Annotated in this window: 20 protein-coding genes; 5 read left to right on the top strand and 15 right to left on the bottom strand. The window is 75.2% G+C overall.

Features of this window, described 5'->3' with window-relative positions:
- Positions 1–95 precede the first annotated feature (95 nt).
- The 4 genes from K1J50_RS04680 to K1J50_RS04665 are packed head-to-tail and all read right to left on the bottom strand — an operon-like array spanning position 96 to position 4,119.
- A complete protein-coding gene (locus K1J50_RS04680; RefSeq protein ID WP_220116276.1) occupies positions 96–869 on the bottom strand; it encodes an alpha/beta fold hydrolase in 774 nt (257 codons plus the stop codon).
- Positions 870–878: 9 nt separating this feature from the next.
- Positions 879–1,739, bottom strand: a complete 861-nt coding sequence (locus K1J50_RS04675) for a DMT family transporter (RefSeq protein ID WP_220116275.1) — start codon at positions 1,737–1,739, stop codon at positions 879–881.
- Between the two features lie 47 nt (positions 1,740–1,786).
- Positions 1,787–3,124, bottom strand: a complete 1,338-nt coding sequence (locus tag K1J50_RS04670; RefSeq protein WP_220116274.1) for an NAD(P)H-dependent oxidoreductase — start codon at positions 3,122–3,124, stop codon at positions 1,787–1,789.
- A complete protein-coding gene (locus K1J50_RS04665; RefSeq protein WP_220116273.1) occupies positions 3,121–4,119 on the bottom strand; it encodes an NAD(P)H-quinone oxidoreductase in 999 nt (332 codons plus the stop codon). Before K1J50_RS04665 ends, K1J50_RS04670 begins: the two co-directional genes overlap by 4 nt.
- Positions 4,120–4,274: 155 nt before the next feature.
- Here K1J50_RS04665 and K1J50_RS04660 point away from each other — a divergent pair, with 155 nt between their 5' ends.
- Positions 4,275–5,546: an ABC transporter substrate-binding protein gene (locus K1J50_RS04660; protein WP_220116272.1), complete on the top strand. Its 1,272-nt coding sequence runs from the start codon at positions 4,275–4,277 to the stop codon at positions 5,544–5,546.
- Between the two features lie 112 nt (positions 5,547–5,658).
- Here the strand turns inward: K1J50_RS04660 and K1J50_RS04655 are convergent, their stop codons facing one another.
- From K1J50_RS04655 to K1J50_RS04625, 7 genes are all read right to left on the bottom strand, one after another.
- Positions 5,659–6,501, bottom strand: coding sequence for an arginase family protein (locus tag K1J50_RS04655; protein ID WP_220116271.1), 843 nt, complete (start codon positions 6,499–6,501; stop codon positions 5,659–5,661).
- 31 nt (positions 6,502–6,532) lie between these two features.
- The gene (locus tag K1J50_RS04650; protein WP_220116270.1) at positions 6,533–7,534 is read right to left on the bottom strand and encodes a Bug family tripartite tricarboxylate transporter substrate binding protein; all 1,002 of its coding nucleotides are present in this window, start codon (positions 7,532–7,534) and stop codon (positions 6,533–6,535) included.
- Positions 7,535–7,589: 55 nt separating this feature from the next.
- A complete protein-coding gene (locus K1J50_RS04645) occupies positions 7,590–8,687 on the bottom strand; it encodes an ABC transporter ATP-binding protein (protein ID WP_220116269.1) in 1,098 nt (365 codons plus the stop codon).
- Between the two features lie 13 nt (positions 8,688–8,700).
- Positions 8,701–9,591, bottom strand: a complete 891-nt coding sequence (gene ugpE, locus K1J50_RS04640) for a sn-glycerol-3-phosphate ABC transporter permease UgpE (RefSeq protein WP_220116268.1) — start codon at positions 9,589–9,591, stop codon at positions 8,701–8,703.
- Positions 9,591–10,472 carry a sn-glycerol-3-phosphate ABC transporter permease UgpA gene (gene ugpA / locus K1J50_RS04635; RefSeq protein WP_220116267.1) on the bottom strand — a complete coding sequence of 294 codons (882 nt, stop codon included), beginning with the start codon at positions 10,470–10,472 and terminating at the stop codon, positions 9,591–9,593. Before ugpA ends, ugpE begins: the two co-directional genes overlap by 1 nt.
- 36 nt (positions 10,473–10,508) lie before the next feature.
- Positions 10,509–11,867 carry a sn-glycerol-3-phosphate ABC transporter substrate-binding protein UgpB gene (gene ugpB / locus K1J50_RS04630; RefSeq protein WP_220116266.1) on the bottom strand — a complete coding sequence of 453 codons (1,359 nt, stop codon included), beginning with the start codon at positions 11,865–11,867 and terminating at the stop codon, positions 10,509–10,511.
- Positions 11,868–11,943: 76 nt separating this feature from the next.
- Complete coding sequence (locus tag K1J50_RS04625) at positions 11,944–13,149, bottom strand: diaminopropionate ammonia-lyase (RefSeq protein ID WP_220116265.1); 1,206 nt, start codon at positions 13,147–13,149, stop codon at positions 11,944–11,946.
- On the opposite strand from K1J50_RS04625, the gene denD reads away from it, so the two are divergent.
- Entirely contained in the window at positions 13,148–14,197 is a 1,050-nt protein-coding gene (gene denD, locus K1J50_RS04620) for a D-erythronate dehydrogenase (protein ID WP_255574921.1), read from the top strand. The two genes, K1J50_RS04625 and denD, sit on opposite strands and share 2 nt — an antisense overlap.
- A 10-nt stretch (positions 14,198–14,207) precedes the next feature.
- Here the strand turns inward: denD and K1J50_RS04615 are convergent, their stop codons facing one another.
- Together K1J50_RS04615 and K1J50_RS04610 are read right to left on the bottom strand one after the other, a co-directional pair.
- Positions 14,208–14,420 carry a DUF3185 family protein gene (locus K1J50_RS04615; RefSeq protein ID WP_220116264.1) on the bottom strand — a complete coding sequence of 71 codons (213 nt, stop codon included), beginning with the start codon at positions 14,418–14,420 and terminating at the stop codon, positions 14,208–14,210.
- 109 nt (positions 14,421–14,529) lie between these two features.
- On the bottom strand, positions 14,530–15,000 hold the full coding sequence (locus K1J50_RS04610) for an acyl-CoA thioesterase (protein WP_220116263.1): 471 nt from the start codon (positions 14,998–15,000) through the stop codon (positions 14,530–14,532).
- 102 nt (positions 15,001–15,102) lie between these two features.
- Between K1J50_RS04610 and K1J50_RS04605 the strand changes: the two genes are divergently transcribed.
- The 3 genes from K1J50_RS04605 to K1J50_RS04595 all read left to right on the top strand — a co-directional run bounded on the left by K1J50_RS04605 (position 15,103) and on the right by K1J50_RS04595 (position 18,415).
- Positions 15,103–16,086, top strand: coding sequence for a tripartite tricarboxylate transporter substrate binding protein (locus K1J50_RS04605; protein ID WP_220116262.1), 984 nt, complete (start codon positions 15,103–15,105; stop codon positions 16,084–16,086).
- Positions 16,087–16,181: 95 nt separating this feature from the next.
- Positions 16,182–17,165 carry a tripartite tricarboxylate transporter substrate binding protein gene (locus K1J50_RS04600; protein WP_220116261.1) on the top strand — a complete coding sequence of 328 codons (984 nt, stop codon included), beginning with the start codon at positions 16,182–16,184 and terminating at the stop codon, positions 17,163–17,165.
- A gap of 266 nt (positions 17,166–17,431) precedes the next feature.
- Complete coding sequence (locus tag K1J50_RS04595) at positions 17,432–18,415, top strand: Bug family tripartite tricarboxylate transporter substrate binding protein (protein WP_220116260.1); 984 nt, start codon at positions 17,432–17,434, stop codon at positions 18,413–18,415.
- Between the two features lie 27 nt (positions 18,416–18,442).
- On the opposite strand, the gene K1J50_RS04590 is transcribed toward K1J50_RS04595, so the two are convergent.
- The gene (locus K1J50_RS04590; RefSeq protein WP_220116259.1) at positions 18,443–19,642 is read right to left on the bottom strand and encodes a M20 family metallopeptidase; all 1,200 of its coding nucleotides are present in this window, start codon (positions 19,640–19,642) and stop codon (positions 18,443–18,445) included.
- A 13-nt stretch (positions 19,643–19,655) separates the two neighbouring features.
- Entirely contained in the window at positions 19,656–20,612 is a 957-nt protein-coding gene (locus tag K1J50_RS04585) for a tripartite tricarboxylate transporter substrate binding protein (RefSeq protein ID WP_220116258.1), read from the bottom strand.
- Positions 20,613–20,634 lie beyond the last annotated feature (22 nt).

Raw genomic sequence — 20,634 nt, 5'->3', positions numbered from 1 at the left:
GCGCCGTCCCCTTCGGCCAGTCGGGCCGTCCGGGGGATGATCGCGCAGGCGGCCGGCGGCGCGAATCCGCGGGGTGGCCTTGGCGGACGCCGCGCTCAGCCCTCGGCGAGGAACGGCGCGACCAGCGCCAGGAATCCCTGCGGGTTCTCGGCGTGCAGCCAGTGCCCCGCCTGCGGCACCGTGGCGAACCGCACGTTCGGGAACAGCGCGCGGAAGCGCGCGTGATGCTCCGGCCGGATGTAGTCCGAGCGCTCACCGGCGATCGCCAGCACCGGCCCCTCGTAGCGCGCGCCCTCCGGCACGCCGTCGAAGCTCTCGATCTCCGGCATCGCCTGCGCGATCTCGGCAAGGCCGAGGCGCCAGCGCGGCGGATCGGTCTCGAAGCGCAGGTTCTGCAGCAGGAAGCCGCGCACCGCGGCCTCCGGCACGGCAGCGGCGAGCGCCGCATCGGCCTCGCGCCGCGTCAGCCCGGGGCGCAGCGGCAGCGCGCGCATCGCCTCCACATAGCCGCGCAGCCGGGGCGGGTAGCGCACCGGCGCGACATCGGCGACCACCAGCCGGGCCACCGCCGCGGGCCGCGTCAGCGCCAGCATCATCGCCACCTTGCCGCCCATCGAGTGGCCGAGCACCGCCGCCGGCAGCGCCCGCGCCGCGGCGAGCGTCTCCGCCACGTCTGCGGCCATCGTCGGGTAGTCCATGCCGGGCGCATGCGGCGAAGCGCCGTGGTTGCGCAGGTCGAGCGCCAGCACGCGATGTCCGGCGGCGGCGAGCGCCTTCTGCACCGCGCCGAAATTCTGCGCCGCGCCGAACAGCCCGTGCAGCAGCGCGACCGGACTCCCCTCGCCCGCCTCCACCCAGTTCAGCCGCATCGCCAGCCCTCACCCCCGCGCCGCGAGCACCACGCTCGCCACGATCAGCGCGCCGCCCGCCAGCACGTCCCAGCCCAGCGGCTCGCCGAGCCAGAGCGTGCTGAGCACGACGCCGACCGCCGGCACCAGCAGGAAGCCCACCGAGCTCACCGCCCCCGGCAGCCGGCGCCCGACCTCGATCACGCACCAAGTCCCGACCGGCGCCGCCACCGCGCCGACCGCCAGCATGTGCGGCCAGGCCGCCGCCGGGATTCCGCCCCCCGGCTCGACGGCGAGCGCGAGGGGAGCGAGCGCCAGCGTGCCGACGCCGAAGCACCAGGGCAGCAGCTCCAGCATCGGCCGGCGCGGCGGGAAACGGCGGGTGACGACGATCGCAACGCTCCAGGAGAGCGCGGCAAGCATCAGCATCCCGTGCCCGAGCAGCGCACGCGCCGAGCCCCAGTCCACCGCCCACGGCCCCGCCAGCACGCCGACCCCGGCGAGCCCGAGCCCCGCCGCCGCCCAGCGCCGCGCCGACACCCGCTCGCCGAGCACCAGCATGGAGAGCGGGATCAGCCAGTAGGTGACGACGTTGGCGAGCACCGCCGTCCGCCCGGCCGAGACCACCAGCAGGGCAAGATGGGCCAGGGCGAAGAAGCCGCCGATCTGCAGGAGCCCGATCGGCACCACCACCCGCCAGTCCTGTCGCGCCGGCCAGCGCAGCCGCCGCGCCGCCGCGAGCACCGCCGCCGCCACCAGCGCCGCGAGCCCGGCGCGGGAGAGGCCGAACCACAGCGGGGTCGCGCCGGCCACGACCGCCGCCTTGGTGACCGGCCAGGTGCCGCCGAACAGCACCACCGCCACGCCGAGCAGCGCGAAGGCAGAGCGCATGCCGGCCGCCGTCTCCCCCGGCGCCGCCTCCTCCGCGCGCGGACGGTTCAGGCGCAGGAGGCCTCCATCGCGTCGCGGATCCGCACCGCCTCGGCGGCGGGGTCGAGCGCGACATCGGCGCGCGTCACGATCGCCCCCTCGGCGACATCGCGCAGCAGCCGCACGCGGTGCGCGAGCCCGATCGGCAGGGCGCCGAGCACGCGCGAGCGCGTCGCCGGCACGCACTTGCCCCACACCGTCGCCCCGCCCTCGCCGTCCAGCATCTCGCCCGCCTTCAGCGCCCGCTTCGCCACCGCGACCACGTCGGCGCGCCACGCCTCGGTGCTGCCCGTGGGCTCGCCCCGCAGCGCGACGGAGGCGACCGAGACGCCGAGCTCGAGGCCGATGAAGTGGTAGGGCCGCCACAGCGCCGCGTAGCGCCCGGACTCGTCGGTGGCGACGCCGTACTCGGCGAAGCAGCGCCGCGCGTACTCGGTCTCCCCCTCGAACACGGCATAGACGCCCCAGCGCAGGTTGTCCGGAATCGGCGTCCCGTCGCGGCGCACCGAGGATACCACCTCCACCATCCCCTTTTGCGCCAGCACGCCGCCCTCCGCGCGCGGCCTGAGCACGTGCGGCAGCTCCGAGGTCCCCGCCGGCGGGAACAGGAGCCCGTCCTCCGGCGGCGCGAGGCCGGTGGCGTTGGCGATCGCCGCCATCTCGATCCCCGACTTGGTGCCGTCGAGGAAGGAGTTGAACATCTGCGGGTTCATCCCGCCCGCCCGCGCCTGCTCCTCGCTCAGCCCGTAGAAGCCCCAGACGGTGGCCGGGGTGGAGGCGTGGAATTGCGGCAGGTACTTGGTTCCCTTGCCGGCCGCGACCACCGGGAACCCGGCCGCGCGCAGCGTGTCCACCAGCTCGCAGACCAGCGCCGGCTGGTCGCCGTAGGCCATCGAATAGACCACGCCCGCCCGCGCCGCCTCGCGCGCGAGCAGCGGCCCGGCCAGCACGTCGGCCTCGACGTTCACCATCACCACGTGCTTGCCGTGGGCGATGGCGTGGCGCGCGTGGGCGAGGCCGGCGGCCGGGTCGCCGGTGCACTCGACCACCACCTCGACGCGCGGATCGGCGATCAGCGCCGGCGCGTCCTCGGTCAGCCAGGTCGCCCCGCTCGCCGCCGCCGCATCGGGCGAGGCGGCGCCGTAGGCCTCCGCCGGCCAGTGGACGGCGGCCAGCCGCTCGCGCGCGCGGGCGAGCGAGAGGTCGGCGACGCCGAGCACGTGCAGCCCCGGGGTGAGGCGCGCCTGGTGCAGGAACATGGCGCCGAACTTGCCGGCGCCGATCTGGGCGACGCGCACCGGCCGCCCCTCGGCGGCGCGGCGCAGCAGCAGGCGGTGCAGGCTCACCGCGCCACCTCGAGCATGATCTTGCCGATGTGCGCGCCGCTCTCCATCAGCGCGTGCGCCTTCGCCGCCTCCCGCAGCGGGAAGACGGCGTGGATCACCGGCCCGGCGCGCCCCTGGGCGAGGATCGGCCACACCTTCGCCTCCAGCTCGGCGGCGATCGCCCCCTTCTCGGCGGTGGTGCGCGGGCGCATGGTGCTGCCGGTGACGACGAGGCGCCGCAGCATGATCGGGCGCAGATCCGCCCTCTCCACCTCGTAGCCGCCGAGGAAGGCGATCAGCACCAGGCGGCCGTCGCGCGCGAGGCAGCGCAGGTTGCGCTGGAAGTACGCCGCCCCGACCATGTCGAGCACGACATCCACCCCGCGCCCGCCGGTGAGCCTCCTCACCTCCTCGACGAAGTCCTGCTCGCGGTAGTTGAAGGCGGCGTCGGCGCCGAGCCGCAGGCAGGCCGCGACCTTCTCCGCGCTCCCGGCGGTGGCGAACACCTTGGCCCCGAACTCCTTGGCGAGCTGGATCGCGGTGACGCCGATGCCGGACGTGCCGCCGTGCACCAGCGCCGTCTCGCCGGCGGAGAGCCGGCCGTGGCCGAACAGGTTGGCCCAGACGGTGAAGTAGGTCTCGGGCAGCGCCGCGGCACGCAGCGCGTCATAGCCCGCGGGCCAGGGCAGGCACTGCGCCTCCGGCACGGCGCAATACTCCGCATAGCCGCCGCCATTGGTCAGGGCGCAGACCCGGTCGCCCGGCTTCCAGCGCCGCACCTCCGGTCCCGTGGCGACGACCTCGCCGGCGACCTCGAGGCCGAGGATCGGGCTCGCGCCGGGCGGGGGAGGGTACTCGCCCTTGCGCTGCTGCACGTCGGGCCGGTTCACGCCGGCATAGAACACGCGGACCAGCACCTCGTCGGCCTTCGGCTGCGGCACCGGCCCGGTCGCCGGGACCAGGACCTCCGGCCCGCCGCCGGCGCCGTGGGCGATGTAAGTCATCGTCTCGGCCATGGCCCGTCCTCTCCCCTCCTCGCGTGGCGCGGCGGACGTGAACCCCTCGGCCGGTGGCGCGTCAAGCCCGCCGGTCGGGGTTGCGCCATGCGCGGCCGCGGCCGAACATCCGGCGCCGCGTTCGTGCCGCGCGTCGTCCGCCGGGAGAGGAGTTCGTGTCCGCCGTCGCCCCGCCGCCCCGCCGCCGCCCCATCCTGCTGGGCACCGCGGCGATCGCCGCGCTGGCCCGGGCGCCGGCCCGGCCGGCGCGCGCCCAGTCCTCGCCCGCGGCGGGGAACGAGCTCCGGCTCGGCGCGCTCTTCCCCCTCTCGGGCCCTCTCGCCCTGCTCGGCGACGAGAGCTTCCGCGGCGTCGAGCTCGCCGTCGAGGAGCGCAACGCGCAGGGCGGCGTCCTCGGCAAGCCGGTCCGCCTGGTGCGGGCCGACGCGGCCGACCCCGCCCAGGCGGTCGCCGAGGCGAAGCGGCTGATGGAGCAGGACCGGGTCGCCGCGATCCTCGGCACCCGCGCCTCGGCGCTCTCGCTCGCCGCGAGCCAGGTCGCGGAGCTGCAGGGCGTGCCCTACGTCGAGCTCGGCGCGGTCGCCGACGCGATCACGGAGCGCGGCTTCCGCAACCTGTACCGCACCTGTCCGCGCGCCGCCGACTACGCCGCCGTCGTCCTCGACGCCGTGGTCGAGGTGCTCGCACCGCCGCTCGCGACCGACCCGACCGCCTTCCGGCTCGTGGTGCTGCACGAGGACGCGCCGGACGGCCAGTCGGTCGCCGCGGCGCTCGAGCAGCAGATCGCCCGGCGCGGCTTTCAGCTCGTCGAGAAGATCGCCCATCCGCCGCGCGCGAGCGACCTCGCCTCGCTCGCCCCGCGGCTGCGCGGCGCCGGCACCGACATCCTGCTGCACGCCGGCGGCCAGCAGTCCGACATCGTGCCGCTGTTCCGCGGCATGCAGGACGCGAACTGGCGTCCGCGCATGGTGATCGGCACCGGCGGCGGCTACTCGCTGGCCGAGACGGCGCGCGCGGTCGGCGCCGCCTTCGAGGGCGTGATGAACGTGGACGTCACCCAGTTCGCCGTGCAGGAGCGCCTCGCCCCGGGCGTCGGCGCATTCGCCGAGACCTACCGGCGCAAGTACGGCACCGAACCGCGCACCGGCGATTCCCTGGCCAGCGCCTTCGGCGCCCGCGTCTTCCTCGACGCGCTCGCGCGTGCCGGCGCCGCCGAGCGCGACCGGCTGCGCGCCGCGCTGCTCGCCACCGACATCGCCGAGGGCACCACCGCCACCGGCTGGGGCGCGCGCTTCGACGAGAAGGGCCAGAACCAGCGCGCGCGGCCCTTCCTCGTGCAGTGGCAGGGCGGACGCCTGGTCACGGTGTTCCCCCCAGCGGCCGCGGTCGCGGCGCCACGCGCCCGCCTCGGGCCGCCGCGGGACTGACGCCGCCGCGCCGCGCGGGCCGTTGCCGCCCGGCTCGCGCGCACCGCCGCCGGCACCCTGCGGTCCGCCGAAGCGGTTCCCGCCCCCGCCTCGCCCGCCGCCGCCACCGGCTCTACGGCGCGAGCAGCCGCTCCACCACCGGCCGCAGCACCTCGGCCCCGATCGCGGCGGCGATCGCGGTCGCGTGCGGATCGTCCGGCGCGTCGAACTCCGCCGCCTCCAGCCCGACGACGCGGCCGGTCGCGGCGAGAGCGGCGAGGCAGGCGCGCAGCTCCGCCGGCCGCAACCCGCCCGGCACCTTGTATTCCGCCGGGAAGGCCGCCGGGTCGAGCACGTCCCAGTCCACATGCACGAGCAGCGGCCCCTCCCCCGGCAGCGCCGCGCGCAGCCGCGCCGGCAGGTCCGGCCCGGGCGGGACGCGCCGCACGCCCTGCGCCTCGATCAGCGGCAGTTCGGTCGGGTCGAGGTCGCGCGCGCCTACCATCACCAGTCGGCGCGGGTCGAGCCCGGCGCCGAGCCCGCTCTCCCACAGCCCGGTGGCGGCGCCCAGCACCATGCCGCCGAGGTAGCCGGTCGGCGTGCTCTGCGGCGTGTGGAAGTCGCCGTGCGCGTCGAACCACACCACGCCGAGGCCCGGATGGGCGGCGGCGAAGCGCGGCAGCGTGGCGAGGCTGCTGGCGCAGCGCCCGGCGACGACGACCATCCGCTCGCCGGCGGCGAGGCCGCGGGCGAGGCGCGCCGCCACCGCCTCGAGCAGCGGCCGGGCGCGGCGCAGCGCCGCTTCCCAGCGCTCGTCGCGCGGCGCGGCGTCCGGCTCGCCGAACGCCTCCACCGCCAGGCCGTGCCGCTCCGCGAGCGCCCGGGCGAGCGCCGCCGCGCCGCGCATCGCCCCGGGCGTGCGGTCGCTGACCGGGCCCTGGACCAGGATCAGGGAGACGGCGGCGCGGTCGCTCATGCCGGCGCAACGCGGCGGCGCCGGGCCGAGTTCAGTTCACGGTGATGCCGGCCTGGCGGATGATCGCGCCCCACTTGTCCATCTCGGCGCGCATCCAGCGCACCGCGCCCTCGGGCGTGGTGTCGGAGGCAAGCTGCATCGTCATCTCGGTCAGCCGCCGCCGCACGTGCTCCTGCTGCAGCACGCGGTTCACCGCGGCGTTCAGCGCCTGCACCACCGGCTGCGGAGTGCCCGCGGGCACCAGCATCATGTGCCAGGTGTAGGCCTCGTAGTCCGGGACGCCGCCCTCGACGAAGGTTGGCAGGTCGGGCGCGAAGGGCGCCCGCTCGCGCGTGCTGATGGCGAGCGCCCGCAGCTCGCCGCGCTGCGCATAGGGCAGCGCGCCCGCCGCCACGTCCACGATCATCGCCACGCGGCCGTTGATCACGTCCGGCATCGCCGCCGAGGAGCCGCGGTAGGGGATGTGGTTCACCTTGAGTCCGCCGGCGCGGGCGAGGAACAGCTCGGTCGCGAGGTGCACGGCGCCGCCGTTGCCGCTGCTCGCGTAGTCGTACTTGCCCGGGTTCTCGCGCAGCAGGCGGATCAGCTCGGGCAGGGTCCGCGCCGGCACGTCCTTGTTGACCAGCAGGATCATCGGGATCTGCCCGACCAGCACCACGGGCGTGAAGTCCGCCACCGGATCGAAGGGCAGGCGCTGGAACAGCGCCGGCAGCACCGAATGCGCGATGGTGGTGTAGAGCACGGTGTGCCCGTCCTTCGGCGCCTTCGCCACCACTTCGGTCCCGACCACCACGCCGGAGCCGGTGCGGTTCTCGACGATCACGCGCTGCGGCAGGATCTTCGAAAGCTCGTCGGCGATCAGCCGCGCCGGGATGTCCGTGGGCCCGCCGGCGGCGAAGGGGACGATCAGGCGCACCGGCTGGCTCGGCCAGTTGGCGGCGGCGCCCTGGGCGAGGGCCGGACGCCCGGCGCCGGCGGCCGCGGCACTCGCGCCGAGGCCGAGGGCGAGGGCGAGCTGACGACGACGCAGCATGGCAACGTTCCTCCACGAATGCTTCCCCGCTGAATGGGGCGGCACCTAGGCGCCGTCAACGCCGCGCCATTCCCTCCAGGGGGTCGAGCCGCCGCCCGGTCTCGGCGTCGAAGACGTGCAGCGCTTCGGCCGGCAGGAGAAGCGGCAGCACCTCCCCGGCCTGCGGCGCGAGCCCGCCCGGCAGACGCGCGGTGAGGCTCTCCCCGCCCGGCAGGTGCCCGTGCAGCACCGTCTCCGAGCCCAGCGGCTCGGCGAGGTCCACCGCCAGCGGCAGCGCCTCCGGCCCGGCGCGCGCCTCGACATGCTCGGGCCGGATGCCGACGACAAGGCGCCGCCCCTCCGCCCCCGGCCGCGGCCCGTCGGCGAAGCGCAGCACCGGCCCGGCGGCGAGCGCCGCCGCGCGCCCCTCCTCCGCCAGCCTGGCGGCGAGGAAGTTCATCGCCGGGCTGCCGATGAAGCCGGCGACGAAGGTGTCGGCCGGCCGCGCCCATACCTCCATCGGCGTCGCGATCTGCGCCGCCCGCCCCTCATGCATCACCACCAGCCGGTCGCCGAGCGTCATCGCCTCGATCTGGTCGTGGGTGACGAACAGCGAGGTGACGCCGAGCCGCTTCTGCAGCCTGCGGATCTCGGCGCGCATCTGCACGCGCAGCTTGGCGTCGAGGTTGGACAGCGGCTCGTCGAACAGGAACAGCCTGGGCTCGCGCACGATCGCCCGCCCCATCGCCACCCGCTGGCGCTGCCCGCCCGAGAGCTGGCGCGGCCGGCGGTCGAGCAGGGCGGAGATGCCGAGCAGCGCCGCCGTCTCCTCGACGCGGCGGCGGATCTCCGCGCGCGGCACGCGGCGGATCCTGAGGCCGTAGGCCATGTTGTCGAACACGCTCATGTGCGGATAGAGCGCGTAGTTCTGGAACACCATGGCGATGTCGCGCTCCGCGGGCTCGAGCGGCGTCACGTCGCGCCCGTCGATCAGCACCCGCCCCGCGGTCGGCGTCTCCAGCCCGGCGACGATGCGGAGCAGCGTGGACTTGCCGCAGCCCGAGGCGCCGACGATCACCACCATCTCCCCGTCGGCGACCGAGAGGTCGATGCCGTGCAGCACGCCGGCGGCGCCGAAGGACTTGCGGATGCCGACGAGCTCGAGCGTGGCCATGCGCGCGTCCGCTCTACTTCTCCGTCTCGGTCAGGCCGCGCACGAACCAGCGCTGCATCAGCACCACCACCGCCACCGGCGGCAGCATCGCCAGCACCGCGGTCGCCATGATGGTGTTCCACTCGTTCTGCGCGTCGCCGGTGCCGATCATCTTCGAGAGGCCGACGACGATCGTCTCCAGCGACCTGTCGTTCACGACGAGCAGCGGCCAGAGATACTGATTCCAGCCGTAGATGAACAGGATCACGAACAGCGCCGCGATGTTGGTGACCGAGAGCGGCACCACCACGTCGCGGAAGAAGCGCAGCGGCCCCGCCCCGTCCATCTTCGCCGCCTCGACGTACTCGTCCGGGATGGTGAGGAAGAACTGGCGGAACAGCAGCGTCGCCGTGGCCGAGGCGACCAGCGGCACCACCAGCCCCGCCATGGTGTTGATCAGCGAGAGGTCCACCATCACCTGGAAGGTCGGGATGATGCGCACCTCCACGGGCAGCATCAGCGTGACGAAGATCATCCAGAAGAACGCCATGCGCCCGGGGAAGGAGAAGAACACCACCGCGTAGGCCGAGAGCAGCGAGATCGCGATCTTCCCCGCCGCGATCAGCAGCGCCATCAGGGCGCTGTTCCACAGCATCGCCGCCGCCGCCGTGGTGCGGAACCGCCCCCCGCCCTCCGCCCAGGCGGTGGCGTAGTTCTCGACGGCGTGGGACCCCGGCAGCAGAGGCACCTCGCCGCGCCCGATCGTGCCCGCGTCGTGCGTCGAGCCGACCAGGGTGATCCAGATCGGCAGGGCGAAGACCAGCACGCCGAGCGCCAGCCAGCCGTGCGCCCACAGCGCCGCACGCCGCCGCCGCCCCGCCTGCGCCGCCGCCTCTCCCGCGCCGTCCTCCGCCAGCGCGCGCATCAGTAGTGCACCCGGCGCTCGATGCTGCGGAACTGCACCGCGGTCAGCGCGATCACGATCGCCATCAGGATCACGCTCTGCGCCGCCGAGCCGCCGAAATTGAGGTTCTGCACCCCGTCCACATAGACCTTGTAGATCAGCGTCTCCGTCGCCTTGCCCGGCCCGCCGCCGGTCAGCGCGTGGATCACCCCGAAGGTGTCGAAGAAGGCGTAGGTCAGGTTCACCACCAGCAGGAAGAAGGTGGTCGGCGAGAGCAGCGGGAACACCACGGTCCAGAACCGGTAGGCCGGCCGCGCCCCGTCCATCGCCGCCGCCTCCAGCACGCTCGCGGGAATGGACTGCAGCCCGGCGAGGAAGAAGATGAAGTTGTAGCTCACCTGCTTCCAGGCGGCGGCGACGATCACGAGCAGCATCGCCTGCGCCCCGTCGAGCTTGTAGTCCCAGGCCATCCCGGCCGCGTTCAGCGCCCGCCCGATCAGCCCGATCGAGGGATGGAACAGGAACAGCCACAGCACCGCCGCCACCGCAGGGGCCACCGCGTAGGGCCAGATGAGTAGCGTCTTGTACACGCCCGCGCCGCGGATCCGCTTGTCCGCCTGCACGGCGAGGAACAGCGCCGCGCCGAGCGCGATCCCGGCCACCGCCGCCGCGAACACCGCCGTGTTCCGGACCGCGTTCAGGTAGAGCGGATCGGCCAGCACCGCGCGGAAGTTCTCGAGCCCGACGAACTCCGAGCGCAGGCCGAACGGGTCCTCGCGCAGCAGGCTCTGGCGAACCGCCTGCGCAGCGGGCCAGAAGAAGAAGACCAGCGTGACCGCGATCTGCGGCGCGAGCAGCAGGTAGGGCAGGACCTTGCCGCGGAAGATCACGCGCCGGCGCACGGCCGCCCCGCCCGCCTCCCGACCGGGCCGTGCCGCTCAGCCGCCCCGGTTCTGCCGCTCGAAGGCGCGCAGCACCTGGTTGCCGCGGGCAACCGCGTTGTCCATCGCCTGCTGCGCGTCCTGCTGGCCCTGGAAGGCCTTTTCCATCTCCTCCTGTATGATGTTGCGGATCTCGACGAAGCCGCCGAGGCGGATGCCGCGGCTGTTCTCCGTCGTCTGCCCGCCGCCGCGCAGGAGCTGGCGGATCGGGATGTCGGCGCCCGGGTTGCGCTCGTAGTAGCCGCTCGCGCGCACCTGCTCGTAGGCGGTGCGCGTCACCGGCAGGAAACCGGTCTCGGTGTGCCAGCGCGCCGCCACCTCCGGCCGCGCCAGGTAGCGGAAGAACTCCGCCACCGCGCGCCACTCCTCGGCGCTGCGGCCCTGGTTCGGCCCGCGGTTCATGGCCCAGAACGCCGCGCCGCCGATGATCGAGTTGATCGGCGCCCCCGCGACGTCCGGATAGTAGGGCAGCATCGCCACCCCCCAGTCGAAGCGCGCCTCGCGCACGACGCGCGCGCGCAGGCCGGAGGAGGCGAACAGGATCGCGCACTCGCCTGAGGGGAACAGCGCGTCGCCCGCGGCGTCGCGGCCGCCGTAGCGGAACAGCCCCTCGCGCTGCCAGTCCGCCAGGTTCCGGACGTGGCGCACCTGCACCGGGTTGTTGATGCGCAGCTCCGCGTTCAGCCCGTTGAACCCGTTCGCCTGGGTGGCGAGCGGCACGTCGTGGATGGCGCTGAACTGCTCGATCTGGATCCAGGTCGGCCAGGCCGTGCTCATCGGGCAGCCCACCCCCGCCGCCTTGAGCCGGCGCGCCGCTTCCGCCACCTCCGGCCAGGTCTCCGGGAAGCGCTCGGGGTCCAGCCCGGCACGGCGGAACGCGTCCTTGCTGTAGAACACCACCGCGGTCGAGGAGTTGAACGGCATCGCCATCTGCCGCCCGTCGCTCGTCGCGTAGTAGCTGCGCACCGGGGCGAGGTAGTCGCCGAAGTCGATCTCCACCCCCGTCTCGCGCAGCAGCTCGTGCACCGGCTTCACCGCGCGGCCCGCCGCCATCATCGTGCCGGTGCCGACCTCGAACATCTGCACCACGTGCGGCGCGGTGCTGGCGCGGAACGCCGCGATCGCCGCCACCATCGTCTCCGGGTAGGAGCCGCGGAAGCTCGGCACCACGCGGTAGCGCGGCTGGCTCCGGTTGAAGTCGGCGACGATGCCCTCGAGCAGCCCGCCGAGCGGCTGCGCCAGCCCGTGCCAGAACTGGATCCCGACCGGGGCCTGCTGCGCCTGCTGGGCGCGCGGCTGCGCGGCGGGCAGCGCGGCGGCGAGGCCGAGCGCGGCGGCGAGGAAGCGGCGCCTCATCCCTGGTCCCTCCCGTGGGTTTTCCGGACGGCGTCTCTCTCCCCGGCCGCCCTTGCCACCGTATTACAGGAAGAGGTCAGGCCGATGAAGCGTTGGCGCCGCCGGCGGCCACCTCCTCGGGACGCCGCCCGACCAGGCGCGCATACACCTCCGGGTCGGTCGCCCCCTCGGTGCCGAACAGCAGCACCCGGGCCTCCGGCCCGAGCCCGAGCGCGGCGCGCGCGAACGGCTCGCGCGCCGCGAGCAGCAGCCCGGCGAGGCCCGCCACCGCGCTCTCCCCCGCCACCACCGGCGGCCTGCGCGCGGCGAGCGCCCGCATGCACGCCACCGCCGCCGCGTCCGGCACCGCGAGGAAGGCGAAGGCGGCGCGCTCCAGCTCCTGCCAGGCGAGCAGGGACGGCTCGCCGCAGGCGAGCCCCGCCATCACCGTGTCGAGCGCGCCCGCGACCGTCACCGGCGCGCCCGCCTCCGCGCTCGCGAGCAGGCAGGCGGCCTTGTCCGGCTCCACCACCACCACCTTCACCGCGTCCCCGTAGCGCGCCCGCATCTCGGCCGACACCGCGGCCGCCACCCCCCCGACCCCGCCCTGCACGAAGGCGTGGGTCGGCGGCGCCGGCATCTGTTCCGCCGCCTCGGCGGCCATCACCCGGTAGCCCTGCATCACGTCGCGCGGCACCTCGGTGTAGCCGGGATAGGAGGTGTCGGAGACGACGAACCACCCCTCGCGCTCGGCGACGCGCTGCGCCTCGCGCACCGAATCGTCGTAGGTGCCCTTGACCTCGCGCACCTCGGCGCCGTAGCGCGCGATCGCCGCGCGCCGCCCCTCGCTCACATGCTCGTGCACGAAGATGACGCAGCGGCAGCCGAAGCGCTGCGCGCCCCAGGCGACGGATCGTCCGTGGTTGCCGTCGGTGGCGCAGGTGACGGTGATGCGCTGCGTCGCCGCGCGCCAGGTCCCCGCCACCAGGTCGGCCGCGGTCGCGGCCGGCGCGACGCCGCGCCGCGCCAGCTCCGCGGCCAGCAGCCGGGCCACCGCATAGGCGCCGCCCAGCGCCTTGAAGGAGCCGAGGCCGAAGCGCCCCGCCTCGTCCTTGTAGCGCACCGCGGCGACGCGCGCCGCGGCGGCCATGTCCGGCAGGTCGAGCAGCGGCGTCGGCGCGTAGCCGGGCCAGGAGGCGATCTCCTCCCGCGCCCGGCGGAAGCCGGACTCCGGCAGCACCACGCTGCCGGGCGTGCCGTGGCGGCGGTTGAGCAGGAAGCGGAACGGAAGGGCCGGGATCATGGCCGCCACCTTGGCGCGCGCCGCGGGGCGGGGCAACCTGTCCGCCGGCAAGGGAGACGGCCCGATGCGCATCACCATCCTCGGCGGCAACGGTTTCCTCGGCCGCAAGCTGGCCGCGCGGCTGGCCCGCGACGGCGTCCTCGGCGGCCGGCCGATCGCGGCGCTGACGCTGTTCGACCTCGCCGAGCCGGCGCCGCTCCCGGCGCCCTTCCCGGTGCGCCGGCAGGCCGGCGACGTCGCCGACCCGGCCGCGGTCGCCGCCGCCATCCCGCCCGGCACCGACGTCGTCTTCCACCTCGCCGCCGTCGTCAGCGCGCAGGCGGAGGCCGACTACGATCTCGGCCTGCGCGTCAACCTGCACGGCACCCTCGCCGTGCTGCAGGCCTGCCGCGCGCTGGGCACGTGCCCGCGCGTCGTCTTCACCTCCTCCGTCGCCTCCTTCAGCGGCGGGCAGGAAGCGGTGCTGCCGGACGACGCGCGCCAGCTCCCCGCCAATTCCTACGGCGCGCAGAAGGCGATCGGCGAGCTGCTGCTGCAGGACGCCTCCCGCCGCCGATTCCTCGATGCGGTCAACCTGCGCCTGCCGACCGTGATGGTGCGCCCGGGGCGGCCCAACCGCGCCGCCTCCTCCTTCGTCTCGGCGATTATCCGCGAACCTCTTCTCGGCCTCGAGACGGAATGCCCGGTGCCGGAGTCCTTCGCCGTCTGGATCTGCTCGCCGCGCAGCGCGATCGCGTGGTTCCTGCACGCCGCGACGATGGACACCGCCCCGCTCGGCCTCGACCGCGGCATCAACCCGCCGGGCCGCAGCGCCACCGTCGCCAAGATGCTGCAGGCGCTGGAGGAGGTCGCCGGCGCGGAGGCGCGCGCCCGGGTCCGCTTCGTCCCCGACCCGGAGATCCAGGCCATCGTCGCCGACTGGCCCGCCGCCTTCGAGGCCGACCGCGCCCGCCGCCTCGGCTTCGCCGAGCAGGAGCCGCTCGAGGAGCTGGTGCGGGCCTTCATCGCCGAGGACCTCGAGGCGACGCGGCGCGAGCGCGGGCTCTGACCCGCCCGCCTCACGCCCCGCGGCGCCCGAGAAGCGCGAGCAGGGCCCCGAGCACGAGGCCGAGGACGCCGCCGATCAGGTACCACATGGTGCCTTCGGTGTAGCGCCCGGTCAGCGCGTTGGAGAGCCGCTCGACCGGCGCGTCGGTCGCGCCGAGGCCGGTCACGAGCAGGACGGCGCCCAGGACGAGCAGGGCGATTCCGGCGATCCGGGTGGCGGGCATGGCGCATCCCCTTGCGGCGTCTGGCGTTGCGTCCCCGCAACGCCGGCGGCGCCGCGCGGTTGCCCCGCGCCCGGCCGCCCTCGCGTCGATGCGACGCGCCCCGGCGCCCCTACCCGCCGCCCTCCTCCCGCGCCCCGTCGCGCTCCAGCAGCGCGCGCCGGATCTCCGGCGGGATCGCGGCCTTCTCCCCGCTGCCGCTGCGCACCAGCACGCAGACCGCGCGCGCCGAGCACACCAGCCCGTCGCCGCGCCGCCACATCCCGTACTCGTGCACGAAGCTCGAGCGGCGGAAGCTCGGCGTGCGCTGGGTGAGCAGCACCTCGTCGCCGAAGCCGGCGGCCTTGAGGTAGCGGACGTCGAAATGGATCACCGCCGGCCCCGGCTCGCCGGGCCCGAACCGGCCGCCGACCGAGAGCCACCAGGCGACGCGCAGATCCTCGAACAGCACCAGGTAGGCGGTGTGGTTGACATGCGCGTGCATGTCGCACTCGGACCAGCGGATGCGGTGGCGCCGCGCCTGGGTCCACTCGCCCTCCACCCGGAATTCCGCCCGCTCCGCCTCGCCGATCGCCGACCGCATCCCGCCTCCGCCGCGCGCCGTGGCCGCCGCGGCGTTCTTGCGCGCCGCCGCCGGCCGCGCAAGGCTGGGCGCCAGACGCCGGGAACGGAGGAGACGCCCGCCATGCCGCTGCCGCGCCGCGCCCTCGCCGCCGCCACGGCCGCCGCCCTCGCCGCCCCCGCCCTGGCCCGCGCCCAGGGCGGCGAGTGGCCCGCCGCGCGGCCGATCGAGGTGATCGTCCCCTTCCCGCCCGGCGGCGGCGTGGACACGATGACGCGCGCGATCCTCCCGGCGGTGCAGAAGCACCTGCCGGGCGCGCGCTTCGTCGTCGTCAACCGCCCCGGCGCCGCCGGCCAGATCGGGTGGGAGGCCGCGTTCCACGCCGCGCCGGACGGCTACACCCTCGCCGCCACCAGCGTCCCCGCCCTCGTCACCTACCCGATCGAGCGCCAGACGCGCTACCGCGCCGCGGAGTTCAGCTTCATCGCCAACGTGGTGGACGACCCGGGCGGCCTGTTCGTCGCCGCCGCCTCGCCGCTGCGCACCCTCGCCGATCTCGTCGCGGCGGCGAAGGCGCGCCCCGGCGCCGTCAGCTACGGCTCGACCGGCGTCGGCTCCGACGACCACCTCCTCGTCATCGCCTTCGAGGAGGCCGCCGGCATCCGCCCGCCGATGAACCACGTGCCGTTCAACGGCATGGCGCCCGAGGCCGCCGCGCTGCTCGGCGGCCACATCGACGTCGGCGCCTTCAACATGAGCGAGGGCCTCGCCCTGCTGCGCGACGGCAAGATCCGCGGCCTCGGCCAGGCCGCGGCGCGGCGCTGGGCGCAGACGTCCGAGGTGCCGACCTTCCGCGAGCAGGGCTTCGACGTGATCAGCGGCGCCCAGCGCGGCTTCGTCGCCCCGCCGCGCCTGCCCGCCGCCATCCAGGCGCGGCTCGAGGACGCCTTCGCCAAGGCGCTCTCGGACCCGGATTTCGTGCGCGAGGCGGAGCGCCTCGGCCTCCCTCTCGCCCCGCAGATCGGCGCCGCCTACCGCGCCGAGATCGAGAGCGCGGAGCGCGCGCTGCGCGCGCTCTGGCAGCGCCGCCCCTGGCGCGAGGGCTAGGGCTAGGCGCGACGACGCGCGCCGACGGGCCGCTTGAATCCGCGGGTACCGCGGGTCCACCCTGCCGCAAAACGAACCGGGAAGGGAGGAACGCGATGCCCACCCGCCGCCAGTTCGCCGCCGCCGCCGGCGCCGTGCTCGCCGCCCCCGCGATCGCCCGCGCCCAGGGCGCCGCCTCCTGGCCGAACCCGGACCGCGCGGTCGAGGTGATCGTCCTCGCCAATGCCGGCGGCCCGGTGGACGTGATGACGCGCCTGATCCTGCCCTTCGTCGCCGAGCGCATTCCGGGCCTGCGCCCGGTCGTCACCAACCGCCCCGGCGCCGGCGGCCAGATCGGCCTCGAGGCGACCTTCAACGCCGCCCCCGACGGCTACACCCTCGGCGCCACCACCATCCCCGCGCAGATGGCGATCCCGATCGAGCGCCCGACGCGCTACCGGGCGATGGACTTCACCTTCCTCGCCAACATCGTCGAGGACCCCAACGCCTTCTATGTCCACGCGAACAGCCCGTTCCGCACCCTCGGCGACGTGATCGCGCGCGCCCGTGCCGCGCCCGGCACCATCGCCTGCGCCACCACCGGCATCGGCTCGGACGACCACATCTTCCTGCTCGCCTTCGAGGCGGCGGCGCGCATCCCGCCCCTGGTCCACGTCCCCTTCACCGGCAACGCGCCGCTCTTCTCCCAGCTCCTCGGCGGGCATCTCGACCTCGCCGCGGTCAACATCAACGACGCGATCGCGCTGATGCGCGAGGGCAAGGTAAGGGCCCTCGCCATGGCCGGGACCGAGCGCAGCCGGTTCGCCCCGGAGGTGCCGACGCTGCGCGAGCTCGGCTTCGACATCGTCACCGGCGCCTCGCGCGGCATCCTCGGCCCGCCCGGCCTGCCGGCGCCGGTCGCGGCCAGGCTCGAGGACGCCTTCCGCGGCGCCCTCGCCGACCCGCGCTTCCTCGCCGAGGCGGAGCGCCAGTCCATGCCGCTGCGCCCGCTGGTCGGCGCCGACTACCGGCGCATGGCGCAGGACGTGGACGAGATGGTGCGCGCCCTGTGGCAGGTGCGCCCCTGGCGCGACCGCTAGAGCGGATCGCGGACGGCCGGAAACGGCCGGGAGCGTGAACCCGCCCGGCAGACAACGCGCCGGAGCCGTTGCCGCGCGCCCAGCCGGGCGGCACGGCTTTAAGCCGGGCGCGGACGGCCGGGCGCGGCAACCGGCCCCCAGGCGGCACGCGCGCGTGCTCGCCGCGGGCCCGGCCGGGGGCGGCGGCTCCAGGCGGCGGGGCTTGCCGCCCGGCTCCCTTCCCGTCCAGCATCGCCGCCAGCGCAACGACGCCCGGAGGAACGCCCATGCTCACCCGCCGCCGCCTCGGCGCCGCCGCCCTCGGCGCGACGGCCGGTCCGCTCGCCGCGCCGCGCGTGCTCCGCGCCCAGGGCGCCTGGCCGACCGAGCGGCCGATCGAGGTGATCGTCCCCTTCCCGCCCGGCGGCGGAGTGGACGTGATGACCCGGCTGATCCTCCCGCTCGCCCAGGCGCGGCTGCCCGGCAGCAATTTCGTCGTCCTCAACCGCCCCGGCGCCGCCGGCCAGATCGGCCTCGAGGCGACCTTCAACGCCGCGCCGAACGGCTACACCATCGGCGCCACCACCATCCCCGCCCACAGCGGCATCGCCATCGAGCGGCCGACACGCTACCGCCCGCTCGACTTCACCTTCCTCTGCAACATCGTGGACGACCCGAACGCGATCTTCGTCCGCGCCGACTCGCCGATCCGCACCCTCGGCGACCTGATCGAGCGCGCCAAGGCGGGACCGGGACGCGTCAGCTACGGCACCACCGGCATCGGCTCCGACGACCACATCTTCATGCTGGAGCTGGAGCACGCCGCCGGCCTGCCGCCGCAGACCCACATCCCCTTCGCCGGCTCGGCAGTGCTGACGCCGCAGCTCCTCGGCGGTCATCTCGACATGGCGGTGGGCAATGCCGGCGAGATGATCACCCTGGCGCGCGAGGGGAAGGTGCGGGGGCTCGCCGTCGCCACCGCCCAGCGCATGCGCCAGGCGCCCGAGGTGCCGACCTTCCGCGAGCTCGGCTACGACCTGATCGCCGGCGCCTCGCGCGGCCTGGTCGGCCCGCCGGGCATCCCGGAGCCGATCGCGGCGCGGCTGCGCGCCGCCTTCGGCGAGGCCATGGCCGACCCCGCCTTCCAGCGCGACGCCGAGCGCCTGGTGATGCCGCTGCGGCCCCTGCTCGGCGAGGACTACCGGCAGATGGCGGCGGCGGTTGACGCGCAGCTCCGCGCGCTGTGGCAGCGGCGGCCGTGGCGGGGGTGAGGGGGGCGACCCCGTCCGCGATCGGCCCTACAGCCCCGCCTCCTCGAGCCTGAGGATCGCCCGCGCCAGCGCCTGGGCGCGCGGCACCATGCTGTCGAGCAGCAGGAACTCCTCCGGGCTGTGCGCCTTGCCCCCGACCGGCCCGACCGCGCACAGCGTCGGCGCCCCGACCGCGGCGGTGAAGCCCGAGTCCGCGCAGCCGCCGGAGAACTCGCCGCGCGGCGTGAAGCCGGTCTCGGCCGCCGCCGCCCGGTACAGCTCGAACAGCCGCGCCGAGGCCGGCGTCTGGGTCAGCGGCAGGAACTCGCCCTTGACCGAGAGCGTCGCGCGCGTCCCCGGCACGAAGCTCCGCGCCACGATCTCGTGGAGCTTCCCCACGATCTCGTCGCGGTCCGCGGGCTCCACGTAGCGCAGGTCGATCTGCCCCTGCGCCCAGGGGGCGACCGTGTTCACGCTCTGCCCGCCGCTCACCAGCCCGACGTTGAGCGTGATGCCGCGGCCGAGATCGGTGAGCGCGTGGATCGCCTGGACCTTCCGCGCCAGCTCCTCGATGGCGCTGATGCCCTCCTGGAAGCTGCCGCCCGAATGCGCCGCCTTGCCCTCGATCTCCATCGCCAGGAAGACGCCGCCCTTGCGCCCGGTGACGACGTTGCCGGAGGGCCGCCCGGGCTCGGCGTTGAACACCGCCCGCGCCCTGCGCGCCTCGGCCTCGATCACCTCGCGCCCCTCGGGCGAGCCGATCTCCTCGTCGCCGGTGAACAGCCCGACGAGCGGCCCCGGCGCGCCGCCGAGCTGCGCGAAGGCGGCGAGGACGAACATGTTCATCACGATCCCCGCCTTCATGTCGGCCACCCCGGGGCCGTAGGCCTTGTCGCCCTCGATGCGGAAGGGGCGCCGCTGCGGCTCGCCCTTCGGGAAGACGGTGTCGCGGTGGCCGAGCAGCAGGATGTTCCGCCGCTGGTTGCCCTCGCCCCCGGCGCCCGCCCCGGCCGCCCCGCCCGCGACCGTCGCGCGCAGGCAGTCGCCGTACCTCTCGCGCGGGATGGTCTCGACCGGGATGCCGTGCGCCTCGAGGAAGCGCCGCACCTGCGCCCCCACCGCGTCCACGCCGGCCTTGTCGTAGCTGCCGCCGTCGGTGTTCACCATCTCGCGCAGCGCCTCGACCATGGCCTCGCGCTGCCCGGCGAGCCAGGCGGTGATGCGCAACTCGGCGGTTTCCCGGTCCATCCCGCGACGCTCCTCAGTCCACCTTGCCGATACGCTGCACCGCGCGGATCAGCCGCGCCGAGTCCTCGCGGAAGAAGCGCTCGAACGCCTCCCCGTCGAGATAGGCGATCGGGCTGCCCGCCGCCTCCAGCGCGCGCCGGAGCTCGGGATCGGCGACCGCCTGGCGCAGCGCCGCCCGGATCCGCTCCTGGATCGCGGCGGGGGTCGCCGCCGGGGCGAAGACGCCGGCCCAGATGTAGAACTCGACGTCGCGGAAGCCCTTCTCGATGAAGGTCGGCACGTCCTCGTAGCCCGGCGCCCGCCGCGCCCCCCAGCAGGCGAGCGGCCGCAGCTTGCCTTCCCGCACATGCGGCGTGATCGGGCCGGGACCGGAGGCGAGGGCCTGCACCGTGCCGGAGAGCAGCGCGGTCAGGGCCGGCCCGCCGCCCTGGTAGGGCACGTGCAGAAGGTCGATGCCCGCCGCCGAGGTGAACATCGCCATCGCGACGTGCAGCGTCGAATAGTTCCCGGCCGAGGAGTAGGTGATCTGCCCCGGCCGCCGCTTCGCGTCCTCGATCAGCTCCTCGAGCGTGCGCCAGGGCGAGTCCGCGCGCACCACGAGCAGCGTCGGGTCGGCGGTGATCAGCGCGATCGGCGCGAACTGGTCCACCGTGTAGGCGGGCGGCCGGCCGTGCAGGCGGTCCGCCTCCGGCAGCACCGCGAGCGAGGAAAGCGCCATCAGCAGCGTGTAGCCGTCCGGAGCGGCGCGGGCGACGAAGGCGTTGCCGATCGCCCCGCCGGCGCCGCCGCGGTTCACCACCGGCACCGGCACCCGCCAGATCCGCTCGAGCGCCGCCGCCACCGGCCGCGCCACGACGTCGGCCTGCCCGCCGGGCGGGAAGGCCACCACCATCGTCACCGCGCGCGACGGGTAGGTCGCCGCCGCGTCCTGCGCCACGGCCCCGCGCGCGGCGAGCGGCGCGATGGCCATACCCCCCAGCAGATCCCTTCTC

It is taken from the genome of Caldovatus aquaticus, assembly GCF_019458025.1.
Taxonomy (GTDB): Bacteria; Pseudomonadota; Alphaproteobacteria; order Acetobacterales; family Acetobacteraceae; genus Caldovatus; species Caldovatus aquaticus.
This window is presented reverse-complemented; position numbering and strand designations above follow the sequence as displayed.